17 protein-coding genes and 1 pseudogene are annotated in these 25216 nt (G+C 68.2%); 9 read left to right on the top strand and 9 right to left on the bottom strand.

The window, feature by feature from the left end; all coding sequences use genetic code 11:
* Positions 1-49: 49 nt before the first annotated feature.
* From nth to rsxB, 3 genes and pseudogenes are all read right to left on the bottom strand, one after another.
* Positions 50-694 (bottom strand): endonuclease III, encoded by a 645-nt coding sequence (gene nth, locus GEM_RS05350; protein WP_014896425.1) that lies wholly within the window; start codon positions 692-694, stop codon positions 50-52.
* 251 nt (positions 695-945) lie between these two features.
* Positions 946-1242, bottom strand: a complete 297-nt coding sequence (locus GEM_RS32135; RefSeq protein ID WP_272148345.1) for a DUF4142 domain-containing protein — start codon at positions 1240-1242, stop codon at positions 946-948.
* Between the two features lie 176 nt (positions 1243-1418).
* Positions 1419-1991 (bottom strand): annotated as a pseudogene (rsxB, locus tag GEM_RS05355) (electron transport complex subunit RsxB); the annotation flags it as partial.
* A 183-nt stretch (positions 1992-2174) separates the two neighbouring features.
* Here rsxB and GEM_RS05360 point away from each other — a divergent pair.
* The gene (locus GEM_RS05360; RefSeq protein ID WP_041490613.1) at positions 2175-2807 is read left to right on the top strand and encodes a TetR family transcriptional regulator; all 633 of its coding nucleotides are present in this window, start codon (positions 2175-2177) and stop codon (positions 2805-2807) included.
* Positions 2808-2903: 96 nt separating this feature from the next.
* Here the strand turns inward: GEM_RS05360 and GEM_RS05365 are convergent, their stop codons facing one another.
* Both GEM_RS05365 and GEM_RS05370 read right to left on the bottom strand, forming a co-directional pair.
* On the bottom strand, positions 2904-4391 hold the full coding sequence (locus GEM_RS05365) for a polyhydroxyalkanoate depolymerase (protein ID WP_014896428.1): 1488 nt from the start codon (positions 4389-4391) through the stop codon (positions 2904-2906).
* Positions 4392-4603: 212 nt separating this feature from the next.
* The gene (locus GEM_RS05370) at positions 4604-6433 is read right to left on the bottom strand and encodes a glycoside hydrolase family 15 protein (protein ID WP_014896429.1); all 1830 of its coding nucleotides are present in this window, start codon (positions 6431-6433) and stop codon (positions 4604-4606) included.
* Between the two features lie 168 nt (positions 6434-6601).
* On the opposite strand from GEM_RS05370, the gene GEM_RS05375 reads away from it, so the two are divergent.
* Complete coding sequence (locus tag GEM_RS05375) at positions 6602-7849, top strand: lactonase family protein (RefSeq protein ID WP_014896430.1); 1248 nt, start codon at positions 6602-6604, stop codon at positions 7847-7849.
* A gap of 97 nt (positions 7850-7946) precedes the next feature.
* Here GEM_RS05375 and GEM_RS05380 read toward each other — a convergent pair whose 3' ends face one another.
* A complete protein-coding gene (locus tag GEM_RS05380) occupies positions 7947-12512 on the bottom strand; it encodes a DNA translocase FtsK (protein WP_420358930.1) in 4566 nt (1521 codons plus the stop codon).
* On the opposite strand from GEM_RS05380, the gene GEM_RS32140 reads away from it, so the two are divergent.
* On the top strand, positions 12511-13065 hold the full coding sequence (locus GEM_RS32140) for a hypothetical protein (RefSeq protein WP_272148384.1): 555 nt from the start codon (positions 12511-12513) through the stop codon (positions 13063-13065). The genes GEM_RS05380 and GEM_RS32140 overlap by 2 nt on opposite strands.
* Positions 13066-13316: 251 nt before the next feature.
* Here the strand turns inward: GEM_RS32140 and GEM_RS05385 are convergent, their stop codons facing one another.
* Entirely contained in the window at positions 13317-13862 is a 546-nt protein-coding gene (locus GEM_RS05385; protein ID WP_014896432.1) for an META domain-containing protein, read from the bottom strand.
* A gap of 217 nt (positions 13863-14079) precedes the next feature.
* Here GEM_RS05385 and purT point away from each other — a divergent pair, with 217 nt between their 5' ends.
* From purT to GEM_RS05405, 4 genes are all read left to right on the top strand, one after another.
* A complete protein-coding gene (gene purT / locus GEM_RS05390) occupies positions 14080-15294 on the top strand; it encodes a formate-dependent phosphoribosylglycinamide formyltransferase (protein ID WP_041490614.1) in 1215 nt (404 codons plus the stop codon).
* Between the two features lie 17 nt (positions 15295-15311).
* Positions 15312-15524 carry a DUF6726 family protein gene (locus GEM_RS05395; protein ID WP_014896434.1) on the top strand — a complete coding sequence of 71 codons (213 nt, stop codon included), beginning with the start codon at positions 15312-15314 and terminating at the stop codon, positions 15522-15524.
* An 82-nt stretch (positions 15525-15606) separates the two neighbouring features.
* A complete protein-coding gene (locus GEM_RS05400) occupies positions 15607-15984 on the top strand; it encodes an MliC family protein (protein WP_014896435.1) in 378 nt (125 codons plus the stop codon).
* A gap of 421 nt (positions 15985-16405) precedes the next feature.
* Positions 16406-17974 carry a DEAD/DEAH box helicase gene (locus GEM_RS05405; RefSeq protein ID WP_041490616.1) on the top strand — a complete coding sequence of 523 codons (1569 nt, stop codon included), beginning with the start codon at positions 16406-16408 and terminating at the stop codon, positions 17972-17974.
* 294 nt (positions 17975-18268) lie between these two features.
* On the opposite strand, the gene gluQRS is transcribed toward GEM_RS05405, so the two are convergent.
* The gene (gene gluQRS / locus GEM_RS05410) at positions 18269-19162 is read right to left on the bottom strand and encodes a tRNA glutamyl-Q(34) synthetase GluQRS (RefSeq protein ID WP_014896437.1); all 894 of its coding nucleotides are present in this window, start codon (positions 19160-19162) and stop codon (positions 18269-18271) included.
* 22 nt (positions 19163-19184) lie between these two features.
* Positions 19185-20039 carry a sulfurtransferase gene (locus GEM_RS05415; protein WP_014896438.1) on the bottom strand — a complete coding sequence of 285 codons (855 nt, stop codon included), beginning with the start codon at positions 20037-20039 and terminating at the stop codon, positions 19185-19187.
* Positions 20040-20261: 222 nt separating this feature from the next.
* On the opposite strand from GEM_RS05415, the gene dnaE reads away from it, so the two are divergent.
* Both dnaE and GEM_RS05425 read left to right on the top strand, forming a co-directional pair.
* A complete protein-coding gene (dnaE, locus tag GEM_RS05420) occupies positions 20262-23795 on the top strand; it encodes a DNA polymerase III subunit alpha (RefSeq protein WP_014896439.1) in 3534 nt (1177 codons plus the stop codon).
* A gap of 324 nt (positions 23796-24119) precedes the next feature.
* Positions 24120-25208 carry a glycosyltransferase family 9 protein gene (locus tag GEM_RS05425; protein WP_014896440.1) on the top strand — a complete coding sequence of 363 codons (1089 nt, stop codon included), beginning with the start codon at positions 24120-24122 and terminating at the stop codon, positions 25206-25208.
* The last annotated feature ends 8 nt before the right edge of the window (positions 25209-25216 follow it).

Below are 25216 nucleotides of genomic sequence, written 5' to 3' on the forward strand. Positions count from 1 at the left end.
GGCCGGCGGTGCCGTGCGGCCCCGGCGGCGGGTCAGCCGCGGCTGACGCTCATTCGTTCGGTGGCGGCGTCTTCGGCCTGAATTCGCACAGCGGCTCGATCGCGCAGTGCCAGCATTCGGGCTTGCGGGCCTTGCATACATAGCGCCCGTGCAGGATCAGCCAATGATGCGCGTCCTGCAGGAATTCCTTCGGTGTGAACTTCTCGAGCGCGGCTTCGACGGCCCGCACGTCCTTGCCCGGCGCGAGCCCCGTGCGGTTCGCGACGCGGAAGATATGCGTGTCGACCGCGATCGTCGGCTGGCCGAACGCGGTGTTCAGCACGACGTTAGCGGTCTTGCGGCCGACGCCCGGCAGGCTTTCGAGCGCTTCGCGATCGGCCGGCACCTCGCCGTCGTAGCGCTCGAGCAAGATGTTGCACGTCGCGATCACGTTCTTCGCCTTGGTCCGGTACAGGCCGATCGTCTTGATGTAGTCGGCGACGCCTTCTTCGCCGAGCGCGACGATTTGTCGCGGGGTGTTCGCGACCGGAAACATCTTCCTCATCGCCTTGTTGACCGACACGTCGGTTGCCTGCGCGGACAGCATCACCGCGATCAGCAGCTCGAACGGTGTCGTGTATTCGAGCTCGGTGGTCGGATGTGGATTGAGGCTTTGCAGCGTTTCGTAGATCGCGCGTCGTTTGCTGGCGTTCATGGACTGTTCTTGTCGGGCGGCGCGGACGGATCGTTCCGGTCGTCGTTCTTCGCCGACGGTGTCAGCTGCTTGTCGATCGGATCAATGACCTGTTGATGAAAGGTAACCTCGTGATCTTGTTACGCATTGTCGAATGCATGCCCCTTGTCCCCCTGGAGCGCGGCGACTTTTCCGTCACCCTCTTTCTTAACGGGGTCGATCGTCGCGATGGTTTCGGGTTTCAAGTTCAGCCTGGTCGCCGGGCAACATGATCATTTGTTCACTTTGGTGTGATCGGTGACCATTGACTCTCCTGAGCTTTTGGGGGGTTGCGTATGTGTTTTGTTTTCCGCCAGGGTCCCGGCCTGCATGTCGAACTGGTTGGACGTACCCACAAATCCGGCGATCTGCGGGTCTGTCCATTGCGTCCTTGCGCAGGGGCGGACCAGCGGGGAGTGAAAAGCAATGCCAAACCGCCCAAATTGTTTATGAATGTCATGTGATTTCTCCAGACCAATGAAAACAAATCGATCATCGCCCTCGGTCCACGACTGAAGGTTCTGCGCCAATCCAACTCACCAATTTCCGCCGTGATCAAGTAGGGTCACGAAGAAAACGCCTCTGTCACCGTGCTGAATGCGAAGATATGCACATCTGTCTATGTCCATCAACATGCTACCTCGCCTCAACAGGTGATCGATGTCCACGACAATTCTCTGATTCACATCGTGACGCACGTCGAACTGCGACGCTGGCGTGCGAGCCGGCGGTCGTGGCGTTCACGCGCGGCGTCGGCCTGCTCCTGCGACCACGCGTCCCAGCCGGTGCGATCGCCGGTCACGGGCACCATCGCGATGCAGTCGACCGGGCACGGCGGCACGCACAGGTCGCAGCCGGTGCACAGCGATTCGATGATCGTGTGCATCTGCTTCGGTGCGCCGATGATCGCGTCGACCGGGCACGCCTGCATGCACAGCGTGCAGCCGATGCACAGGCTTTCGTCGATGAACGCGACGGCGCGCGGATGCTCGCTGCCGTTGACGGGGTTCAGCGGGATCACGGGTTTGCCGAGCAGGCCCGCAAGGCGTGCGATGCCTTCGGCGCCGCCGGGCGGGCACTGGTTGTAGTTCGCGTCGCCAGCGGCGATCGCGTCGGCGTACGGACGGCAGCCGTTATAGCCGCACTTCGTGCATTGCGTCTGGGGCAGCAGATCTTCGATGCGATCTGCGAGGGTCTTGGAATCGGTCACGGTGACAACGGGCGCAGCAGCGCCGAATGGCTCTCGGCCGCGTCTGGCGCGGCCGGAAAGGTTTGCCAAAGCTCAATTATCGCCGATTTCCCGCATTGCGCTGGACGCTGTCTGTGCGCATAATCGAACCGCTTTTTTGCAGGGGCTCAGCAGGAGGGCGGCCGCACGCGGCGCGCTCGTTCCAGGGCAGCCGGCGCCGAGGCGATGGGGGTGCCGGTCCGGATCACGCGGCTCACAAAGCAAAACGCCACCATGAATCAGCCAAAAATCAAAAGAGATCCTGAAGGTACCCGCCGCCGCATCCTGATGGCGGCAGCCGAAGAGTTCGCGAGTGGAGGGCTGTTCGGCGCGCGCGTCGACCAGATCGCGCGCCGGGCCGAAACCAACGAGCGCATGCTCTATTACTACTTCGGCAGCAAGGAGCAGCTGTTTACGGCTGTGCTCGAACATGCGTTCTCCGCGCTGACCGAGGCCGAGCGCGTGCTCGATCTAGATGGCGTCGCGCCCGTCGAAGCCGTCACGCGGCTCGCACATTTCGTGTGGGATTACTACCGCGACCATCCGGAACTGCTGAGGCTCATCAACAACGAGAACCTGCACGAGGCGCGCTACCTGCACAAGTCGACGCGGATCCGCGAGATGATGTCGCCGATCGTTGCGAAGCTCGGCAACGTGCTGATGCGCGGCCAGAAGGCCGGGCTGTTCCGCAGCGATGTCGATCCGCTGCGCTTCTACGTGACGCTGTCGGGACTCGGCTACTACATCGTGTCGAACCGCTTCACGCTCGCCGCGACGCTCGGCCGCGACTTCAGCGAAGCCGACGAGCGCGCCGAGATGGTCAGGATGAACACCGAGGTACTGCTCGCGTATCTGCTGCGACGCTGAGTTGACGAGCCGATGAGCCGCCCGCCCGCGGCCGCCGGATAAAAAACGCCGCCGTGCGCAAGCAACGGCGGCGTTTTTGCGTCGGAACGCGGTGCGTCAGGCGGCCTTGCGCGCGCGAACGGGTTTGGCGCGCGTGCTGCCCGCGCGTTTCGCGGCCGGCGCGGCCTTCGCGGTTGCCGTCTTGGCCGGCGCGACCGTCGCGGCCGGTGCCTTCACGCGCGTGCGCTTCGCGGCGGTGGCGCGCGCCGTCGCTTCGGGCTGCGGCTTGCTGACCGGCACGGCGGCGAGCGTCGTCACGGCCGGTGCATCGCCGGGCCCCTTCGTTGCGCCGTTCTTCGGCTCGGGCGCATGCTCGCGGATGAAGTCGCGCAGTTGCGGATAAATGATCGTGCGCCAGCGGCGGCCCGAGAAGATCCCGTAGTGACCGCACTTCTCGGCGGTCAGGCTGCGGCGATCGTCTTGCGGGATGCCCGTGCACAGCTCGTGCGCGACATGCGTCTGGCCGCTGCCCGAGATGTCGTCGAGTTCGCCCTCGATCGTCATCAGTGCGGTGTGCTTGATGTCCTGCGGACGCACGCGCTCGCCTTCGACATCCCACGTGCCTTCCGCGAGCCGGAATTCCTGGAACACGACGCGGATCGTCTCGAGGTAATACTCGGCGGCCATGTCGAGCACCGCGTTGTACTCGTCGTAGAAGCGGCGGTGCGCTTCGGCGTCGTCTTCGTCGCCGCGCAGCAGGCTCTGGTAGAAGTCCCAGTGCGATTGCGCGTGACGTTCCGGGTTCATCGCGACGAAGCCCGTGTGCTGCAGGAAGCCCGGATACACCTGACGGCCTTCGCCCGGATAGTTCGCGGGCACCGTATGGATCACGTTGTTCTCGAACCACGCGGTGGAGTGCTGGGTTGCCAGCGAGTTGACCGACGTCGGGCTGCGGCGCGCATCGATCGGGCCGCCCATCATCGTCATCGTCAGCGGCGTGTCCTCGCCGCGGCTCGCCATCAGCGAGATCGCCGCGAGCACCGGCACCGTCGGCTGGCACACGGAGATCACGTGCAGGTTGCGCGCGCCGATGTGGCGGATGAATTCCTGGATGTACGCGATGTAGTCGTGCAGGTGGAACGGGCCGACCTCGACCGGCACCATCCGCGCATCGATCCAGTCGGTGATGTACACCTTGTGATCCTGCAGGAGCGTGCGCACGGTGTCGCGCAGCAGCGTCGAGTGGTGGCCCGACAGCGGCGCGCAGACCAGCACGACCGGCTCGTCCTTCAGTTGCGTGACGGCATCGGCGTCGTCCGAATAGCGTTTGAAGCGCAGCAGCTGGCAGAACGGCTTCTCGATGATCGTCTGCTCGACGATCGGGATGTTGTGGCCGTCCTTGACGATCTGATGAATGTTGAATTCGGGCTTCTCGTAATCCTTGCCGAGCCGGTACATCAGCTCATACGCCGCGGCCATCCGCGTCGCGCCGGGCATCAGCGAGAACGGGCTGGACGGATTGGCGAACGACTTGGAGGCGGCCTGGGCCCAGGCCGTGAGCGGGCTCAGCATGGCCCGCTGGAATTCGTGCAGTTGGTAAAGCATGCAGACTACTCCCGCTTGGGGGACGGTGCGCAGGGGCGGCGTGGGGCGTCGCGGCGTGCCGTGTGGGTCAGCGACCGGCCATGTTGCGCTGCGGCCGGACAATCGCGTCGATCATATCGGACAACGATGGGTGTTGCAATGCAACATTTCCCCGATTTTTCATCAAAGTTTTGCGAATTGACGTTCTCTGAAGAAGCCGCCCCCGCCGCCGGTCAGCGCCCCGTGGCCAAGGCCGGCGCGGGCTGGCCGACCGCGCGTGCCATTGCCTCTTCGTGGTGCATCAGGTTCATCGCGGTATGCACCAGCGCCACGTGCGAGAACGCCTGCGGGAAGTTGCCGACGAGCCGACCCTCGACCGGGTCGTATTCCTCGGCGAGCAGCCCGAGGTCGTTGGACAGCGCGAGCAGCCGGCTGAACAGCCGGTGCGCGTCGTCGATCCGGCCAAGCAGCGCGTAGTTGTCGACCAGCCAGAAGCTGCACGCGAGGAACGTGCCTTCGCCGGGCGGCAAGCCGTCGTTGTACTCGGTCGTGCGGTAGCGCATCACCAGCCCGTCGTGCAGCAATTCCCGCTCGACCGCGTCGACCGTGCCGACGATGCGCGGGTCTTCCGGCGGCAGGAAGCCGAGCAGCGGCAGCAGCAGCACGCTCGCGTCGAGCTCGTCGCTGCCGTAGCTCTGCGTGAACGCCTGCTTGCCCTCGTGCCACGCGTTGTCGCACACGTCCGCGTGGATCTGCTCGCGCAGCGCGCGCCAGCGGTCCAGTGACGCGGGCAGCCGGAACATCTCGGCCGACTTGATCGCGCGATCGAACGCGACCCACGCCATCACCTTCGAGAACGTGAAGTGGCGGCGGCCGCCGCGCGTTTCCCAGATGCCCTCGTCGGGCTCCTGCCAGATCTTCTCGAGATGGTCGAGCAGCGAACACTGCACGGACCACACCGTGTCGTCGGCCTGCAGGCCGCCCACGCGCGCGAGGTGCAGCGCGGCCATCACCTCGCCGAACACGTCGAGCTGGAGCTGGTTCGCGGCGCCGTTGCCGATGCGCACCGGCTTCGAATCCTGGTAGCCGGGCAGCCAGTCGAGCTCCATTTCCGGCAGCCGGCGCTCGCCCGCGATCCCGTACATGATCTGGATCTGCTCGGGCGAACCGGCCATCACGCGGCCGAGCCAGGTGCGCCACGCGCGCGCTTCGTCGTAATAGCCGCCGCGCATCAGCGCGAGCAGCGTGATCGTCGCGTCGCGCAGCCAGCAGTAGCGGTAGTCCCAATTCCGGTTGCCGCCGATCTTCTCGGGCAGCGAGGTGGTCGGCGCCGCGACGATGCCGCCGGTCGGCTCGTAGGCGAGCGCCTTCAGCGTGATCAGCGACCGGCGCACGGCGGCCGCGTAGCGGCCCTGCACCTGGCAGCGCCCGGACCATTCGAGCCAGTAGTTCTCGGTGCGCGCGAGCATCGACAGCGGATCGCGCTCGGGCGGCAGCCGCAGGTGCGACGCCGCGTAGGCGAGCGAGAACGGCACGCGCTCGTCGGCGCTCACCGTGAATTCCGCGAGCGTGTGCAGGTTCTTGCCGGTGAGCGCCACCGGCGTGCGCAGCACGACCGTATCGGGACCTGCAATGGCTTTCACCCCGTTCTCGCGGGGCAGCTGCGTGACCCACGGGATCGAGAAACCGTAGTCGAAGCGCAACACCAGTTCCATGCGCATCTTCATCGTGCCATGGCGGCCGACGACGATCCGCACGAGTTCCGACCAGCCGTTGCCGGGCGGCATGAAATCGACCACGGTGACGGCGCCGTCGGCGCTTTCGTAATCGGTTTCGAGGATCAGCGTGTCGCCGCGATAGCGGCGTGTCGTGTGCGTGATCGCGGCGTCGGCGGCCGGCGCGAGCAGCCAGCGGCCGTGCTCGGGGGTGCCGACCAGCGCCGCGAAACAGGCGCCCGAATCGAAGCGGGGCCAGCACAGCCAGTCGACGGAGCCGTCTTTTGAAATCAGCGCGGCCGTGTGGCCGTCGCCGACGAGGGCGTAGTCTTCGATCAGGGCGGGCATGGGCAAGCGGTCCTTGGGTATTCGAGTTCACAATGCAGGCTGCGGCGCCCGGGCTTCTTCACGTGTCGGCGTCGCGCCCCGTATACTCGGCCGGGCGGCGGCGCGCATGAACGGCCGGCGTTTCGTCCTATCTCAACACTTGAAGCGACTCGATGCAAGGAGGATTCAATGCCCAACCGTTTATGCGAGCGTGACGCACACGCTTCGACACGAGGGTTCCCGCTTAGGCTCGCTCACTGGATGAAAGGTTTCGCAATCGTACTTTCACTGTCCGCGACCCACGCGTTCGCTCAGCAAGCGCCGGCACCGGCCGATGGCGTCTACAACCTGCTCGTCGGCACCTATACGGGCCACGGCAGCGACGGGATCTACGTGTACCGCTTCGATACGAAATCGGGCAGCGTCGTGCCCGTGTCGTCGGCGAAGGCCGTGAATCCGTCGTACCTGTTGCCGAGCCGCGACGGTCGCACCGTTTACGCGGTCAACGAGCAGCCCGGCGACAACGGGCCGGCGACGCAGCGCGGCGGCGTCAGCGCGTTCAGCTTCGATGCGAAGTCGGGTGCGCTCACGTTCATCGACCGCGTGTCGTCGGAAGGGAACGATCCTTGCTATCTCGCGCTGTCGCCGGACGGCAAGTACCTCGTCACGGCCAACTACTCGGTTGCGGCCGATCCGGGCGGCAGCTTCACGGTGTTCCCGATCCGCGACGGCGGCGCGGTCGGCGCGGCCGTGCTGGCGGTGCATCACGAAGGCAAGGGCCCCGTGAAGGGGCGCCAGGACGGCGCGCACGTGCACTCGACCGTATTTTCGCCGGATGGCCGTTACCTGTTCGTGCAGGACCTCGGCACGGACAAGCTCTACGGCTACCGCTACACGGTGGACGGCAGCCGCGGGCTGATCAGCCCGACCGACACGCGCTACACGTCCGTGAAGGCCGGCTCCGGCCCGCGTCACATGGTGTTCAGCGCCGACGGCCGGTTCGCGTACGTGACGAGCGAACTCAACGCGTCGGTCGAGGTGTTCGGCTACCACGACGGCAAGCTGACGCCGGTCGAGACGCTGCCGATGACGGCGCCCGGCTTCAAGGGCAAGGTCGGCGGCGGCGCGATCCACCTGTCGCCGGACGGCCGCTTCCTGTACGTGAGCAACCGCGGCGACGTCAACGACCTCGTGATTTATTCGGTGAACCAGGCCGATGGCCGGCTGAAGACCGTCGGCCGCCAGTCGAGCCTCGGCAAGACGCCGCGTGAATTCATGATCGATCCGACCGGCAAGTGGCTGATCGTCGGCAACCAGGACAGCGACACGTTCTACGTGTTCAGCCGCGATGTCGAAACCGGGCAGCTCGGCCCGAATCCGCAGAAGGTGGCGGTCGGCAGCCCGGTCGATTTCAAGCTGGTGCCGGTAGCGCAGTAAATGACGAAGGGCGCTGCCGAGGCAGCGCCCTTTGTTTTGGGCGGCCGCTTGAGCGGCGCGCCCGTTTCGCCCGTCGGCGGCCGTGCGGCCGCGATGCTCAGTCGGCCGCGGCCGGCACGAGCACCTCGCGGCTGCCGTTGATCCCCATCGGCGACACGAGCCCGGCCGCTTCCATCTGCTCGACCAGGCGCGCGGCGCGGTTGTAGCCAATGCGCAACTGCCGCTGCACCGACGAAATCGACGCGCGCCGCGTGCGCACGACGAACGCGACGGCTTCGTCGTACAGCGGATCGGCTTCCGCATCGGGCGCTTCGCCGAACAGGTCCTGCGTCGCGCCGTCGGCGGCCGGGCCGTCGAGGATCCCTTCCTCGTACTGCGGCTCGCCGAACTGCTTCAGGTATTCGACGATCCGGTGCACTTCCTCGTCGGCGACGAACGCGCCGTGCACGCGCTGCGGGTAGCCGGTGCCCGGCGGCAGGAACAGCATGTCACCCTGGCCGAGCAGCGATTCCGCGCCCATCTGGTCGAGGATCGTGCGCGAGTCGATCTTCGACGATACCTGGAACGCGACGCGCGTCGGGATGTTCGCCTTGATGAGGCCGGTGATCACGTCGACGGACGGGCGCTGGGTCGCGAGGATCAGGTGGATACCGGCCGCGCGCGCCTTCTGCGCGAGGCGGGCGATCAGTTCCTCGATCTTCTTGCCGGCCACCATCATCAGGTCGGCCAGCTCGTCGATCACGACGACGATCAGCGGCAGCTTCGACAGCGGCTCCGGATCCTCGGGCGTGAGCGAGAACGGATTGCCGATCTTCTTTTCCTTCGCCTCGGCGTCGCGGATCTTCTGGTTGAAGCCCGCGAGGTTGCGCACGCCGACGGCCGACATCAGCCGGTAGCGCTTTTCCATTTCGCCGACGCACCAGTTCAGTGCGTTCGCTGCGAGCTTCATGTCGGTGACGACCGGCGCGAGCAGGTGCGGGATGCCTTCGTAGACCGACAGCTCGAGCATCTTCGGGTCGATCATGATGAGCCGCACGTCCTCGGGCGTCGCCTTGTACAGCAGCGACAGGATCATCGCGTTGATCGCGACCGACTTGCCCGAACCCGTCGTGCCCGCGACCAGCATGTGCGGCGCCTTCGCGAGATCGGTGACGACCGGGTGGCCAGTGATGTCCTTGCCCATCGCGATCGTCAGCTGCGACGTCGAGTGCTGGTACTGGCGCGATTCGAGGATCTCCGACAGGCGGATCATCTGCCGTTTCGCATTCGGCAGTTCGAGACCCATGCAGGTCTTGCCGGGAATCGTCTCGACGACGCGGATCGACGTGAGGCCGAGGCCGCGCGACAGGTCTTTCATCAGGCCGACGATCTGGCTGCCGCGCACGCCGAGTGCGGGCTCGATCTCGAAGCGCGTGATCACCGGGCCCGCCGATGCGCCGACTACCGTCACCGGCACCTTGAACTCCTGCAGGCGCTGTTCGATCACCTGGCCGGTCTGCGCGAGGTGTTCTTCGGTGATTGTCTCGATGTCGCCGGACGCGGGCTCGAGCAGGTCGAGCGTCGGCAGTTCGACGTTGAACGACGCGGGTGCGTGGAATTCGAACGCGTTCGGGCGCGGCGGGCGTGCCGGTGCGGCCGATGCGTCGGGGGCCGGCGCGCTCGGTTCCGCGGCGGCGGCGGGATCGGTCGCCGGCGGCAGGTGCGCGTCGGCGAGTGTGGCAGCCGGGAGCGGCGCGGTCGTGACGGCCGGTGCGGCGATGCCGGCTGTCGCGGGCGTTGCGCCGGTACCGGACATCGACCAGGTCGCCGGCGAAGCGGCAGGCGCCGGCGGCGTCGCGAACGACTGGGCCCGCGTCGCGGGTGCGGGCGTGGTCGCCGGTGCTGCCGTGTCCATCGATGCGCGCGGAACGGAGAAGGTCGGCAATGCTGACAGCGTCGCGGCAGCGGAAGCCAGGGACGCGGTCGCCGACGTCGCCGCCGTGGTTGCGGCGGTGGAGGCGAGCGCGGCACTCGTCTGGGCGGGCGTGCCGCCGAACGCGGCGGGTGAAGCGGCCGCGTTCGTGCTCAGCGGAGCGCGTGCGCCGGAGGACGGCGCCGTGACGACGGCAGCGGCTGGCAGGGTGCCGGTTGCTGCTTGCGCAACGCCGGTCGGCACGGCCGGCCCGCCGATCGTCGCGGTGTCAGGCATGCGGGGCGGCGGTGCTGCCGAAGCCGTGGCCGATCCGGTCGTCGTCGCGGCAAATGCGATACCCGACGGTGCGGAAGACGTTGCGGCAGGTGGCATCGGCTTGCTTGCCGTCGGTTGCGACGCGGTCGCGCTGAAGGTCGTGCCGGCCGAGGCGGAGCCGGTGGCGCCAGTCACGGTCGGCGTGGTCGCGTAAGGCTGCGCGATAGTCGGCCCGGATGCGCCAATCGAAGGCGTCGGGGCAGACGTCGCGGCCGCTGCGGTCGGTGTCGCCCCGAAAGGCTGCGCCGTGGTCGGACCGGAAGCGCTCGTCGCAGACGTCGGGACAGAAGTCGCTGTCGCGGTGGTTGGCGCGGATGCGAATGGCTGTGCCGCAGCAAAACCGGAGGCGCCAGTCGCAGGCGTCGGGACAGTCGTTGCCGCTGCTGCAGTCGCCGCGAGCGAGGAAGGCGGCGCGGTGGGCAGGGCGGAGGCGCCAGTCGCAGGCGTCGGGACAGTCGTTGCCGCTGCTGCAGTCGCCGCGAGCGAGGAAGGCTGCGCGGCGGGCAGGGCGGAGGCGCCAATCGCGGGCGTCGGGACAGTCGTTGCCACTGCTGCAGTCGCCGCGAGCGAGGAAGGCTGCGCGGTGGGCAGGGCGGAGGCGCCAGTCGCGGGCGTCTGGACCGGCGTCGTCGGTGCCGGCGATGGCGTGACCGTGCCGGATACCGGACCCGTAGCGCCGATCGTCGACGATGCGGCAGCCGGCATGCGATCGCTGGAACCATGTGCAGTGCCTGCAACCCCGGACGGTGCAACCGATGCAACGGGCGATGCCGACGCGGCCGGTTGCGACTGCGAACCGGAAGCCGTGTTCGTCACGCCGGCGAACGAAGGCTGCGTCGCACCAACGGCGCTGTTCGATGTGTTTGCCGGTGTCGGTGCGGGTGTCGGCGCAACCGAACCGGGCGCGGTGCCGACGGGCGACGACGCGCTGGTGGCCGACACTGTCTGCGCGTCACCGAATGATTGAGCCGACGACGGCTTTGACCACGGCGCGGACGCAACGGCATTCGCGGAAGCCGCCGGCGCCGAGTCTGGTGCCGGCGTCGTCGCGTGTTGCGTGCCTGCGGACGACGGTGCGGCTTCAACGGTGTTCTTTGCTGCTGCATTCGCGGCCGTTCCCGTCACAGCGGGGGCCACGGCCGCATGCGATGCGGCCAGTGTCGCCGCAGCCGCCGTCGCTGCCGCAACGGGCATCGCGTCGGCAAGGCCGCGCGTCGTCGTTTCGGCGCGCGACGAAGCGGGGAGGGGCATGGTCGGAGCGGTCTGCGCGACGGGCTCCATGCTGCCCACGGTTGCGCGAGTGCTCCACACCGCATCGTCCGGCAGGGATGCGGGGGCGGAGGGCGCAGGTTGTGGCGCGTACCGATCGACGACGTCGGCGGACGTGGCCGCTACGTTCGCATCGAAGCGGCGAACCGTCTCGTTTTCCACCTGTGTGACGGCGGCCGAAGGCGGGACGGCGGTCGCGCGTGCACCTGCAGATTCGCCGGCAACCGTCGACGGCGCGGCAACCGGGCTGTCGTGCGACCAATCGAACGCGGGAACCGGCGGGCTGACGATGTCTTCCCACGGGGCGAAGTCGATAGGCGCATCGAATGCAGCCGCGGCACGGACATCGGTGACAGGTCGGCCGTCGTCGTCCGCATGGTGCGTCGGCGCATCGGCGCCGAGGTCCGGCAGCGCGAGCGATGCGGTAGCGCCGAACACCGGCGCGCCGGTCTCGGCAACCGGAGCGTGCACGCTCGGCGCGGCGGGCATGAAGGCGTCCAGCACGATCGGTGCGGTGTCGTCGTATGCCGATGCGGCATCGTGTTCGTCCGGGCGACCGGTGCCATGGGACGCGAACGGATGCGCATCCGAAACGAATCCGGCCGGCACGGCCGTCGACGCAGACGCGGCCACGCTGCCTACCGCTGCAGCCGCACCGGCCACGGTCGCGGCCGCGGCGACCGTACGCGACGCGTCGGTCGGCCTGGCGCCGTCCAGCGTCGCCCACTGCGCGGTACTGGCCTCGATCGAGCGCAGCGTGTCGTGAACGCTCGGCGCCGGCGTGATCGGTTCCGTGGGCTGCTGCACCCACGCGTAGAGCGGGGCGCGTGCGGGTGCCGGCGGCGCAGGACGGCGTCGTGCCGCATCCTGCGACTGGCCGGCGCCACCTGTTCCGGTAGCCGGGCGCACCGGCGTGCGCGGCGGCGTCGCGCCGACCGGGCGTGGCGTGACCGCGGTACGCGGCGCAGCCGGCTGCTTCAGTGCGGCAGCAGCCGGTCGCACGGCGGTCGGCCGCGGCCGAACGGGTTCGAATCCGGCCGGAAGCGGGGCCGGGTCGGGGCGCGCCACCTGTGCGTTCGCCGCGGCGCGCGCGAGGCTGGCAGTACTGCCGGTCGTCGGGGGCGGCATCGCGCTCACCGGGCCCGGTGTGGGCGGTACCGGCGGCATGCGATTGGCCGGCGTCGGTTTCAGCCAGCCCGACGGGGCGACGGGTTCCGCGTGCGGACGCGGAGCGGTCGTGCTGCGCGGCTTCGGCCGGGCCTGCGGGTCGGGTTTCCACAGCGTCGGGCGCGAATACCGGCCGTTCTGCCGGGGCGCCATCGAATTGACCGTATGCGCGGTGGTCGGCTGCACGATGTCGTCGTCGCGATGCAGCGCGCTGCGCGGCAGGTCGGCGACGCCGCGCACATCGTCGTCGTCGACGTCGCGCGCCAGCTTGACGCCGAACGATGTGTCGACCCACGCGGCGAACTGCCGCCAGCCGATGCCGCTCAGCCACGGCAGCCCCGCGAACAACAGCACGACCATCGCGACCGGCGTGCCGATCGGGCCGAGCACGTGCGCGAAGCCGGTCGAGAACGCATGGCCGAGCGCGTTCGTGTCGGGGCCCGACAGCGGGCTCGTCAGCGTGCAGCTGGCAATGAACACGGCCGCGAAGCCGAGCCACAGGCGAATCGAGCCGCGGCCGGCGAGCCCGCCGCCGCCGGGCAGCATCGCCTGAACGAGACGCCAGAAGAGAAGGAGGAACCAGACGGCGGAGATGCCGAACCAGCCGAAGACAACCGTGTGCATGCTTTGATGAAACAGGAAGAGGGCGGGGAGCGCGGTGCGCGACCCGCCGAGTTTAACCGGCCGACGAACAGGACTCTAAGGCAGCCTGAGCGCATCGATGCGCGTTCAGGCCGACGGACGCGTGCGTCCGCTATCCGGGCGCGGCGAAGACGGCCGGTCGGCCTTCGCCCGCGCGCTGCATCAGGGGCTCCGGCGCGTGAAGGTCAGCGTCGCGCCGGCTTCGGTCACGATCTGCAATTGCTGCGGCTCGCGCATCTGCACACCGGTCTTCTCGATGTGGGCGAGCGCATCGAGGTACGCGTGTTCGAGTTCGCCGCCGAGCGCGTTCGGGCACGCCATGCGGGTGCCGGCGAGCGGCCCGAAGCTCAGCAAGCCGTTCTTGAGCGCGTAGGTTCCCATATAGCGGTTGCAGCCCGAAAAGCCGCTTGCGCGCCGGATGCCCGATTCGGTGGACAGCGCGAGCTTGATCGGCTCGCCGTTGTCGCCGTGCGGAATCGCGCGCTGCGTGCCGTCGGCATTCAGCCAGCTCGTGAGCTCCCAGCTCGTGTCGTCGAGCAGCTGCACGGCAGCGGGGTTGTACGGGTCGGGCGCGCGGGCGGCGGAATCGGGGTGGGTCGGCATCGCGCAGGCGGCGAGAAGCGTGGCAAGCGTCAACGCGCAGAGCGGCGCGCGCAACGGTCGAAGCAGGCCGGTGCGTGCGCGTGCGGCCGCGGACAGGTGGGACATGAGCCTCGTTCCTCATCGGATTCTGATCAAGGCGTAAGAGTAACGCACCCGCCCCGCGCGAGGCGAGCCGACACTTCACGCGTGAAAACGTTCGCGGCGCGCCCGCGGGCCCCGCATGGCGGAGCACCGGCACGACCAAACCGGCCAAACCGGCCCGGGTGCGCGTGTTAACATCGAAGCCGTTTTCGTCCTCCAACAGAACCAGCGGGAAATCCACATGCAGATCGGTCAGCGGCTCGGTACGCCGCTTTCACCCTCGGCCACGCGCGTCATGCTGCTCGGCGCCGGCGAACTCGGCAAGGAAGTCATCATCGCGTTGCAGCGGCTCGGCGTCGAAGTCGTCGCGGTCGACCGCTATCCGGACGCGCCAGGCCACCAGGTCGCGCATCGCGCGCACGTGATCGACATGACCGACGCCGCCGCGCTGCGCGCGATCGTCGAGGCCGAGCGTCCGCACCTGATCGTGCCGGAAATCGAGGCGATCGCGACCGACGCGCTCGCGGCGATCGAGGCGGCCGGCCTCGCGGAGGTGATCCCGACCGCGCGCGCGACGCAGCTCACGATGAACCGCGAAGGCATCCGCCGGCTCGCGGCCGAGGAGCTCGGGCTGGCGACGTCGCCGTATGCGTTCGCGGATTCGTTCGATGCGTTCAGCGCGGCCGTCGCGAAGATCGGCATGCCGTGCGTCGTGAAGCCCGTGATGTCGTCGTCCGGCAAGGGACAGTCGGTCGTGCGGAGCGAAGCTGACGTGAAGCCCGCATGGGACTACGCGATGGCGGGCGGCCGCGTGAACCACGGCCGCGTGATCGTCGAGGGCTTCATCGATTTCGACTACGAGATCACGCAGCTGACCGTGCGCGCGATCGACCCCGCGACGCTCGAGACGCGCACCTACTTCTGCGAGCCGGTGGGGCACGTGCAGGTGGCGGGCGACTACGTCGAATCGTGGCAGCCGCAGCCGATGAGCGCGGTCGCGCTGGAAAAGTCGCGCGAGATCGCGCACAAGGTGACCGAGGCGCTCGGCGGGCGCGGGATGTTCGGCGTCGAGCTGTTCGTGCGCGGCGACGATGTCTGGTTCTCCGAGGTGAGCCCGCGGCCGCACGACACCGGCCTCGTCACGCTCGCGTCGCAGCGCCAGTCGGAGTTCGAGCTGCACGCGCGCGCGATTCTCGGGCTGCCGGTCGACCCGACGCTCGGCTCGCCGGCTGCATCGGCGGTGATCTATGGCGGGCTCGACGAGCGCGGCATCGCGTTCGAGGGCGTGCGCGAGGCACTGGCGGTGCCGGGCACCGACCTGCGCCTGTTCGGCAAACCGGAAAGCTTTGCGAAGCGGCGCATGGGCGTCGCGCTCGCGACCGGCGCGACCGTCGACGAAGCCCGTGAACGCGCCAAGCGCGCCGCGGCGGCCGTGCGACCCGTGTCGGCGCGCTGAGCGGCGAGGAGCGTGCGATGGCATCGACCTTGCTGCGAGGCGGAAGTCTCGAAAGTCTCGGACGTATCGGAAAGCTCGGCGCCGCGCTGGCGCTGGTCGCGAGTCTTGCAGGCTGCGGCCTCGCGGCCGCGCCGTGCCGGATTGCGTCGGCCGGGCTGAAGATCGTGCCGGTCGTCGGTCATGTCGCGGCCGCGCCGACCGACGCGTGCGCCGACGTCATCGATCCCTGACCGACCAACCATCGACCCAACACCAACGATAACCGCGCGCCCCGCGAGGGCGCGCTTCCACCCGTCTCGTGAGAGGACCTGCATGATTCGCCAAACCTTCGCCGCGCTCGTGCTGGCCGGCACCGCCGTTTCCGTCGCGCATGCCGCGCAACTGACCGTCGAGGAGATCGACGCCGATTCGCGCCAGCAGGCCGTCTATCAGTGTGCGAACCAGAAGCAGCCGGTGCGCGTGTCGTACTGGCTCGCAGGCAACGGCCAGAGCTTCGCGCTGGTGCCGGTCAACGGGCGTCAGCTGCTGTTCGTCGACACCGTGTCGGCGTCGGGCGTGCGCTACCAGGCCGGACGCTATACGTGGTGGACGAAGGGCAAGGAAGGGACGCTGCGCGACGAGATCGCCGACCAGAAGGCGCCGCCGCTGCTCGCCGACTGCGTGCAGGTCGAGAAGAAAAAGAAGGGCTGAGCGTCGCGCGCGATCGATTGCGGATGCCGATCGCCGGGATCGGCGCGGCTAGCCGGGTTTGGCCTTGGGCCGAACGGCGGGGCCACGGCGGCCAGCCGCGTCGGCTGCAGGTCGGCCTTCCGGCGGATCTGATCGTGATTCGACCCCGAATGCTGCTCATCGACCGAACGGGATCGCCCGATCGCTCATCGCAGCGCCTGAAACCGGCCTGCCGGCGCACGCCGCGAGCCGCCACCACGGCCGTTCGCGGTGTTGTCACGGACAGATGGCCGCGCAGTGCTACAATACGCCCCTTTCCGCCGGCATTCGCGCCGAACGGAGTCCGCACGGCCTGTGGCGCCCGATGTTCGAATCGAACCGGTCCCAAGCGCCAGAGCGGCGCCGCGCGGCGCGCCGCGGCTCCGTCTACTTCCGAATTGTGATGAGCGCAGGCCCGGCCGGCCTGACGCACGATGTCCCCGCCGCGCCTTTTGAGCGAAACGCCACCATGTCCGATTCTGTCGCCAAGCCAGTCGACGCAACCTTCGATCAATTCGGCCTTGCCGCCGATATCCTGAAAGCCATTGCGGAGCAGGGCTATACGACGCCGACGCCGATCCAGGCGCAGGCCATTCCGGTCGTGCTCGCCGGCCGCGACGTCATGGGCGCCGCGCAAACGGGCACCGGCAAGACCGCGAGTTTCTCGCTACCGATCATCCAGCGCCTGCTGCCGCAGGCCAACACGAGCGCGTCCCCGGCGCGCCACCCGGTGCGTGCGCTGATCCTCACGCCGACCCGCGAACTCGCCGACCAGGTCGCCGCGAACGTGCACGCGTATGCGAAGCACACGCCGCTGCGCAGCGCGGTCGTGTTCGGCGGCGTCGACATGAACCCGCAGATGGCCGAGCTGCGCCGCGGCGTCGAGATCCTGATCGCGACGCCGGGCCGCCTGCTCGACCACGTGCAGCAAAAGACGGCCAACCTCGGCCAGGTCCAGATCCTGGTGCTCGACGAAGCCGACCGGATGCTCGACATGGGCTTCCTGCCCGATCTGCAGCGCATCCTGAACCTGCTGCCGAAGGAGCGCCAGACGCTGCTGTTTTCGGCCACGTTCTCGGGCGAAATCAAGAAGCTCGCATCGACCTATCTGCGCAATCCGCAGACGATCGAGGTCGCGCGCAGCAACTCGACCAACGCGAACGTCACGCAGATCGTCTACGACGTCGCCGAAGGCGACAAGCAGGCTGCCGTCGTGCAGCTGCTGCGCGATCGCGGGCTCAAGCAGGTGATCGTGTTCTGCAACAGCAAGATCGGTGCGAGCCGGCTGGCCCGCAACCTCGAGCGCGATGGCGTGGTCGCGTCTGCGATCCACGGCGACAAGACGCAGATCGAGCGGATGCAGGCGCTCGACGCATTCAAGCGCGGCGAGATCGAGGCGCTGGTCGCGACCGACGTGGCCGCGCGCGGTCTCGACATCGCCGAACTGCCGGCCGTGATCAACTTCGACCTGCCGTTCAGCGCGGAAGACTACGTGCACCGGATCGGCCGCACGGGCCGCGCGGGCGCGACGGGCGATGCGCTGTCGCTGTGCAGCCCGAACGAGCGCAAGCAGCTCGCCGATATCGAAAAGCTGATCAAGCGGCCGCTCGACGTGCAGACGCTCGCGCTCGACAAGCCGGCGCGCCATCGTCACGAAGAGCGCGGCGGCGAGCGCGGTGGTGAACGCGGCGGTGACCGCGGTGGTGAGCGTGGCGGTGAACGTGGTGGCCGGCGCGAGCGCGACGAGCATCGCGGTGCGTCGGCGCGTCGTTCGGGCGGTTCCGAGCGCGGCCATCACCGTCGCCACGAGGCGCCGGTCGACGATTTCTTCCTGAAGCCGTACGAACCGTCGGCGCCGGCGAAGCAGCCGGAAGAGACGCAGTCCGCGCAGCAGCCCGAGAAGAAGGGGCCGAAGCGTCAGGTCGCCGCGCTGCTCGGCGGGTTCGGGATGCCGCGCAAGCCGTCGGCGTAAGCGGACGGGCCAGGCGATCGGCGCAGCGCGCGAGCGCTGCCGAAGCAACGGGTGCATGCGATGAGCATGTGCCCGTTTTTCATTGGGCGAGACGATTTGAAGGGGCGGGCCGTCCGGGGGCGTGGTGACCTGCCGCGGTTGGCATGTGGCGCGTGCCGCCGAGCGGTTTCAGACGTTGCCGTGCTGCCGTCGACGGGCGCTCCATTCCGGCTTCCGTCACGCTCTCACGCGATCGGGTTCAACTCCGACGGAAGCAGGGAAGCGGCTGGCGCAAGGCGGTATGCCGCCAGCGAGTCAACCGGCGTGCGGCCCGAAGCGACGCGCCCACGCATCGGTCGCGGCCGCGTAGAACGCATCCAGCGTAGCGCCCGGCAAGTGACCATCGGCCGCGAGACCAAGATGCGTGGCGGCGGCCCGCAGCGCCGGCAGCGGATCGTCGCGTTCGAGCGCGGTCGCACCCGTCTGCTTGCTGAGTTTTTCGCCGTTCGCATCGACGACGACGGGCACGTGCAGGTAGTCGGGGGTCGGTACGCCGAGGCAGCGCTGCAGGTAGATCTGGCGCGCGGTCGAATCCAGCAGGTCGGCGCCGCGCACGACGTGCGTGATGCCCGCGTCGGCATCGTCGACCACGACCGCGAGCTGATAAGCCCATTGGCCGTCCGCGCGCTTCAGCACGAAATCGCCGACTTCGGTGGCGAGGTTCTGCGCTTGCGTGTGCTGCCAGCGGTCGTCGAACGTGACGATCGCGTCGGCGCCGTCGGGCACGCGCAGCCGCCATGCGCGCGCGGGCTTGCCGTGCAGGCCGGTGCGGCAGGTGCCCGGATAGGCGAGCGTCGTGTGGCGCTCGTGCGCGGCGCGCAGCGAATCGGCGATTTCCTTGCGCGTGCAGCCGCACGGATAGACGAGCCCCGCGGCGACGAGCCGCTCGAGCGCGGCCGCATAGTCGGCATCGCGGGTGCTTTGCCAGACGGGCGGTTCGTCGGGCGTCATGCCGAAATGCGCGAGCGTCGCGAGGATGTCGTCGGCGGCGCCGGGCACCGTGCGCGGGCCGTCGAGGTCCTCGATGCGCACGAGCCACGCGCCGCCGTGTGCGCGCGCGTCGAGCCAGCTCGCGAGCGCGCCGACCAGCGAGCCGAAATGCAGCGGGCCGGTGGGCGACGGCGCGAAGCGGCCGCGGTAGCCGTTCATCGGGGCGCGAACAGGCGCGCGCTTACGCGGCGCTGGCTGCCTGCGCGCAGGCCGGGCAGGACTTGCCGGGCACGTAGCTCGGTGATTGCTGGGCTTCCGGCGTGACGACCGCGCGGCACGCGAAGCACGTGACGTTCTCGGTCGGCTGCAGTTGCGGGTTCAGCGCGGTGCGGTAGTCGAACACGAAGCAGTCGCCGTGATAGTGCGCGCCGCCGACTTCCTCAAAATACTTCAGGATCCCGCCTTCGAGCTGGTACACGTTCTCGATGCCGATTTCCTTCATGTGGATCGCAGCCTTCTCGCAGCGGATCCCGCCGGTGCAGAACGACACGACCGTCTTGCCTTCGAGGTCGGCGCGGTTCGCGTCGATCACTTCCGGGAACTCGCTGAACTTGTCGATCCGGTAGTCGAGCGCGTTGTCGAACGTGCCGACGTCGACCTCGAACGCGTTGCGTGTGTCGAGCATCACGACCGGCCGGCCGGTGTCGTCGTGGCCGCGGTCGAGCCATGCCTTGAGCGTGGGCGCGTCGACGAACGGCGCGCGGCCGAGTTCCGGCTTGATCGCGGGCTTCTTCATCGTGATGATCTCGCGCTTCAGACGCACGAGCATCCGGCGGAACGGCTGCGAGTCGGACAGGCTCTCCTTGAACTGCAGCGTCGCGAACTTGCCTTCGAACAGCGGATCGTGGCGCAGGTAGTCGATGAACGCGTCGGTCGCTTCGCGCGGGCCGGCGATGAACAGGTTGATGCCTTCCGGCGCGAGCAGGATCGTGCCGCGCAGGCCGAGTTCGTTGCAGCGGGCGGTGACGAGCGGGCGCCATTGCTCGGTCGCGTCGAGCGACACGAAGTGGTAGGCGGCGAGGTTGACGATGGTCATGATGGTCCGACGGGAAAACGGCCGCGGCCGTGCGGCGGGCGCACGGCGGCCCCGCAAAAAAGGGTGCGAAGCCGGGGCGAAGATTCGAAAACCCGTATTATCCCGCAAACTGCACGTCTGCCGGCACCCGGCCGTTTGGCCGAGGTCGCGCGCATCGGCCGGACGGCCAGGCGGGGGGATTTTTTGGGCAGGCTGCGCGACGACGCGGCTACAATAACGCCCATGTCAGATCCCCGCTTCGTCCATCTTCGCGTTCACTCCGAATTCTCGATTGCCGACGGCATCGTGCGCCTCGACGACATCGTCAAGGCGGCGGCCGCGGACGGTCAGGGCGCGCTCGCCCTCACCGATCTCGGCAACGCATTCGGCCTCGTCCGTTTCTACCAGGAAGCCCGCGGCAAGGGCATCAAGCCGATCGCCGGCTGCGACGTCTGGATCACCAATCCGGACGATCGCGACAAACCGTCGCGCCTGCTGTTGCTCGTCAAGGACAAGGTCGGCTACCTGAACCTGTGCGAGCTGCTGTCGAAGGCGTGGCTCACGAACCAGTATCGCGGCCGCGCGGAGCTCGACGCAAGCTGGCTCGACGGTGAACTCTCGCAGGGGCTGCTCGCGCTGTCGGGCGCGCAGCAGGGCGATATCGGGCTCGCATTCGCGGCCGGCAACGAGGAGGCCGCGCGCCGTCATGCCGAGCGCTGGGCGAAGGTGTTCCCGGGCGGCTTCTACATCGAGATGCAGCGTTACGGCCAGCCGGGCGCCGAGGCGTACATCCAGCAGGCCGCGACGCTCGCCGCGGCGCTGCAGCTGCCGGTCGTCGCGACGCACCCGACGCAGTTCATGACCGACGACGATTTCACCGCGCACGAAGCGCGCGTGTGCATCTCGGAAGGCGACATGCTCGCGAACCCGCGGCGCCAGAAGCGTTTCACGACCGACCAGTACTTCCGCACCCAGGACGACATGGTCGCGCTGTTCGCCGATCTGCCGTCCGCGGTCGCGAATACGGTCGAGATCGCGAAACGCTGCAACCTGAAGCTCGAGCTCGGCAAGCCGAAGCTGCCGCTGTTCCCGACACCCGACGGCATGTCGCTCGACGACTACCTGGTGCAGCTGTCGAAGGAGGGGCTCGAGAAGCGCCTCGCACAGCTGTTTCCGGACGCCGCGGAGCGCGACGCGCAGCGCGACACGTACTACAAGCGGCTCGAATTCGAGTGCGGGACCATCACGAAGATGGGCTTCCCGGGCTACTTCCTGATCGTTGCCGACTTCATCAACTGGGCGAAGAACAACGGCGTGCCGGTCGGCCCGGGCCGCGGCTCGGGCGCCGGTTCGCTGGTCGCGTACGCGCTCGGCATTACCGATCTGGACCCGCTGCGCTACAACCTGCTGTTCGAGCGATTCCTGAATCCGGAACGCGTGTCGATGCCCGACTTCGACATCGACTTCTGCCAGCACGGCCGCGATCGCGTGATCCAGTACGTGAAGGAGAAATACGGCGCAGACGCCGTGTCGCAGATCGCCACGTTCGGCACGATGGCCGCGAAGGCGGCCGTGCGCGATATCGGCCGCGTGCTCGATCTCGGCTACATGTTCACCGACGGCGTTGCGAAGCTGATCCCGTTCAAGCCGGGCAAGCACGTGACAATCGCCGACGCGATGAAGGAAGAGCCGCAGCTGCAGGAGCGCTACGACCACGAGGACGAAGTGCACCAGCTGCTCGACCTCGCGCAGCGCGTCGAGGGCCTCACGCGTAACGTCGGGATGCACGCGGGCGGCGTGCTGATCGCGCCCGGCAAGCTGACTGATTTCTGCCCGCTGTACACGCAGGGCGACGACGGCGGTGTCGTCAGCCAGTACGACAAGGACGACGTCGAAGCCGTCGGCCTGGTGAAGTTCGACTTTCTGGGTCTCACGACGCTGACGATCCTCGACTGGGCCGAGCGCTACATTCGCCGCCTCGATCCGTCGAAGGCCGACTGGTCGCTCGCGCAGGTGCCGCTCGACGATCCGGCGTCGTTCCAGATCCTGAAGAAGGCCAACACGGTCGCCGTGTTCCAGCTGGAAAGCCGCGGGATGCAGGGCATGCTGAAGGACGCGCAGCCCGACCGCTTCGAGGACATCATCGCGCTCGTGTCGTTGTACCGTCCGGGCCCGATGGACCTGATCCCGAGCTTCTGCGCGCGCAAGCACGGGCGCGAGAAGGTCGAATATCCGGATCCGCGCGTCGAACCCGTCCTGAAAGAGACCTACGGCATCATGGTCTATCAGGAGCAGGTGATGCAGATGGCGCAGATCATCGGCGGCTACTCGCTCGGCGGCGCCGACTTGCTGCGTCGCGCGATGGGCAAGAAAAAGCCCGAGGAAATGGTCCAGCACCGCGAGATCTTCGCCGAAGGTGCGGCGAAGAACGGCCTCACGCGCGAGAAGTCCGACGAAATCTTCGACTTGATGGAGAAGTTCGCGGGCTACGGCTTCAACAAGTCGCACGCGGCGGCCTACGCACTGCTCGCGTATTTCACCGCGTGGCTGAAGGCGCACCATCCGGCCGAATTCATGGCGGCCAACATGACGCTCGCGATGGACGACACCGACAAGGTGAAGATCCTGTTCGACGACTGCATCGTGAACAACCTCGCCGTGCTGCCGCCGGACATCAACGCGTCGCATTACCGCTTCGAGCCGGTCGCCGAAGCCGACGGCAAGCGCTCGCGCACGATCCGCTACGGCCTCGGCGCGGTGAAGGGCAGCGGCCAGAACGCGATCGAGGAAATCCTGCGTGCGCGCGAGGAAAAGCGCTTCACCGACCTGTTCGACTTCTGCGAGCGGATCGACCGGCGCGTCGTCAACCGTCGCACGGTCGAGGCGCTGATCCGCGCCGGCGCGTTCGATTCGCTGAATGCGAACCGCGCGCAGCTGATTGCGTCGGTGCCGCTCGCGATGGAAGCGGCCGATCAGGCCGCGGCGAACGCGATGCAGGCCGGTCTGTTCGACATGGGCGCCGAGTCGCCGCACGCGCATGCGCTCGTCGACGAACCTGCCTGGGACGACAAGCGTCGCCTGCAGGAAGAGAAGGGCGCGCTCGGCTTCTACCTGTCCGGTCACCTGTTCGACGCGTATCGCGACGAAGTGCGCCGGTTCGTGAGGCAGAAGGTCGGCGACCTGAAGGAAGGGCGCGACAAGCTCGTCGCGGGGATCATCGCGTCGCTGCGCACGCAGATGACCCAGCGCGGCAAGATGTTGATCGCGTTGCTCGACGACGGTTCGGGCCAGTGCGAGATCACGATCTTCAACGAGCAGTTCGAAGCGAACAAGGCGCTGTTCAAGGAAGACGAACTGCTGATCGTGCAGGGGCAGGCGCGCAACGATGCGTTCACCGGCGGCATCCGTTTCACGGCCGACACGGTGATGGATCTCGAACGCGCGCGCAGCCGCTACGCGCAGGCGGTGCGGCTGACGATGAACGGCAATGCCGATGCGGCGGTGCTGCGCCGCGTGCTCGAGCCGCACGTGTCGAAGGACGATCCGGCGGCCGCGCAAGCGGTCGAGGCACCCGCACCGCGTGGCGGCGGGCGCGACGGCGGTCGTCGCCCGCAGGCGCCGCTGCCGAACGGGCTCGCGGTCCAGGTCCACTACAGCAACGCCCGCGCGCAGGGCGAAATGCGTCTCGGCGACGCGTGGCGCGTGAAGCCGAGCGACACGCTGCTCGCGGAGCTGCGTGCGACGTTCGGCGGCAGCATCGTCGAAATCACATACTGATTGCGTCCCCGCCGGACGGCTGTCGCACCACGCGGCCCGTCGCATCGCCATCGTGCGGTGCGGCGGGCCGTTTTCATTTGCGGGTGCTTGGGTCTGTCATCCGGGCGCTATACAATCCGGCGCACACGACGTGCATGTGTGCGCCGGCCGCGGTTCGTCCGCCGGCCGGTGCCGACACCGCGCGCGTGAAAACGGTGACGGTTCCGCGCGGCACGCGATGCGGCGCGGGCCGCGGGCAACCGCGTAACGAGGCCGGCAGGCAGCAGGGCACCAGCATGTCGGTCGCTACGTGACGATAAAAAAAACGACGGCTACACGCTAACAATGACCAACGGGAAACCGACGGGGCGGATCCTCGTGATCCGGATTGATTTTCTGGGCGACATGCTGTGCACGACCGCTTTTCTCGGTGCGCTGAAGCAGCGCTGGCCCGGCGCGGAACTGCACGTCGTCGCGAACCGCTACAACGCGGCCGCGCTGGCCGGCAACCCGGACGTGCACACGGTCCATAAGTACGTGTACAGCCGTCAGTGCGAGCGCAACGACCGTCCCGGGCGGCTGCGCGCGTTGTTCGACCGGCTGCGGCTCGTGCGCCGGCTGCGCCGCCTGCGGTTCGATCTCGTGGTCGTGCCGAACGGCGGCATGCATCGCAGCAGCATCCGGTTCGCGCGGCAGCTCGGCGTGAAGGATTGCCGCTGGCACGATGCCGATTCCGAATTCGACGATCGCAAGCCCGAGCACGTCGCAATGCGGCCGCTATGCCACGAGGCGTTGTCGGGATTCCGGCTCGTGCCCGAACTCGGCTGCACCGGGCTCGACGGTCTCGTGCTGTCCGTCCATCCGGACCGCTCGCTGCAGGACGCCTGGTATCGGCTGCTCGGCCCGCGCACGAAGCCGCGGGTCGGGCTGTTCGTCTCGAACAAGGCGGCCGAGCGGCGCTGGCCCGCCGATCGATGGCGCGACCTCGGCCGGCGGCTCGCACCGTTCGCGGACGTGATCGTGTTTCGCGATCCTGCGGTCTCGGCCGAGGCCGACGGCGACGCGTGGCGAGACGTGAACGCACGGCACGTGACGCCGTCGTCGGTCGCCGACCTGACGGCTGCCGCCAGCCTGCTCGACGCGATCGTGTCGGCCGACAGCGCACCGGTGCACCTCGCATCGGCGCTCGGCGTGCCGGTCGCCGCGCTGTTCGAGGACCGTCCCGAGAAATACCTGCGCTGGCATCCGCTCGGCGTGCCCCACATGATCCTGCGCGCCGGCGCGATGGTCGACGCGATCGGCGTCGACGCGCTCGAGCGTGCGGTGCTGCATCTGCTGGCGGAGGCCCGGCAGCGGGACCAGACGATTGAGGGTGCGATGCCGCTCCCGGTCGTGCCGGCCGCTGCATGCGGGATCGGCTCGGTCGTTTCGTAGCCGCCGGA

Origin of the sequence: Burkholderia cepacia GG4 (assembly GCF_000292915.1) — a bacterium.
Lineage (GTDB): Bacteria > Pseudomonadota > Gammaproteobacteria > Burkholderiales > Burkholderiaceae > Burkholderia > Burkholderia cepacia_D.

What these genes read in the sequence shown, in the direction of transcription:
- nth (WP_014896425.1), bottom strand. Translation starts at nt 694, where the DNA reads ATGAACGCCAGCAAACGACGCGCGATCTACGAAACGCTGCAAAGCCTC.
- GEM_RS05360 (WP_041490613.1), top strand. Translation starts at nt 2,175, where the DNA reads ATGAATCAGCCAAAAATCAAAAGAGATCCTGAAGGTACCCGCCGCCGC.
- GEM_RS05365 (WP_014896428.1), bottom strand. Translation starts at nt 4,391, where the DNA reads ATGCTTTACCAACTGCACGAATTCCAGCGGGCCATGCTGAGCCCGCTC.
- GEM_RS05370 (WP_014896429.1), bottom strand. Translation starts at nt 6,433, where the DNA reads ATGCCCGCCCTGATCGAAGACTACGCCCTCGTCGGCGACGGCCACACG.
- GEM_RS05375 (WP_014896430.1), top strand. Translation starts at nt 6,602, where the DNA reads ATGCCCAACCGTTTATGCGAGCGTGACGCACACGCTTCGACACGAGGG.
- GEM_RS32140 (WP_272148384.1), top strand. Translation starts at nt 12,511, where the DNA reads ATGCGATTGGCCGGCGTCGGTTTCAGCCAGCCCGACGGGGCGACGGGT.
- GEM_RS05380 (WP_420358930.1), bottom strand. Translation starts at nt 12,512, where the DNA reads ATGCCGCCGGTACCGCCCACACCGGGCCCGGTGAGCGCGATGCCGCCC.
- GEM_RS05385 (WP_014896432.1), bottom strand. Translation starts at nt 13,862, where the DNA reads ATGTCCCACCTGTCCGCGGCCGCACGCGCACGCACCGGCCTGCTTCGA.
- purT (WP_041490614.1), top strand. Translation starts at nt 14,080, where the DNA reads ATGCAGATCGGTCAGCGGCTCGGTACGCCGCTTTCACCCTCGGCCACG.
- GEM_RS05395 (WP_014896434.1), top strand. Translation starts at nt 15,312, where the DNA reads ATGGCATCGACCTTGCTGCGAGGCGGAAGTCTCGAAAGTCTCGGACGT.
- GEM_RS05400 (WP_014896435.1), top strand. Translation starts at nt 15,607, where the DNA reads ATGATTCGCCAAACCTTCGCCGCGCTCGTGCTGGCCGGCACCGCCGTT.
- GEM_RS05405 (WP_041490616.1), top strand. Translation starts at nt 16,406, where the DNA reads ATGAGCGCAGGCCCGGCCGGCCTGACGCACGATGTCCCCGCCGCGCCT.
- gluQRS (WP_014896437.1), bottom strand. Translation starts at nt 19,162, where the DNA reads ATGAACGGCTACCGCGGCCGCTTCGCGCCGTCGCCCACCGGCCCGCTG.
- GEM_RS05415 (WP_014896438.1), bottom strand. Translation starts at nt 20,039, where the DNA reads ATGACCATCGTCAACCTCGCCGCCTACCACTTCGTGTCGCTCGACGCG.
- dnaE (WP_014896439.1), top strand. Translation starts at nt 20,262, where the DNA reads ATGTCAGATCCCCGCTTCGTCCATCTTCGCGTTCACTCCGAATTCTCG.
- GEM_RS05425 (WP_014896440.1), top strand. Translation starts at nt 24,120, where the DNA reads ATGACCAACGGGAAACCGACGGGGCGGATCCTCGTGATCCGGATTGAT.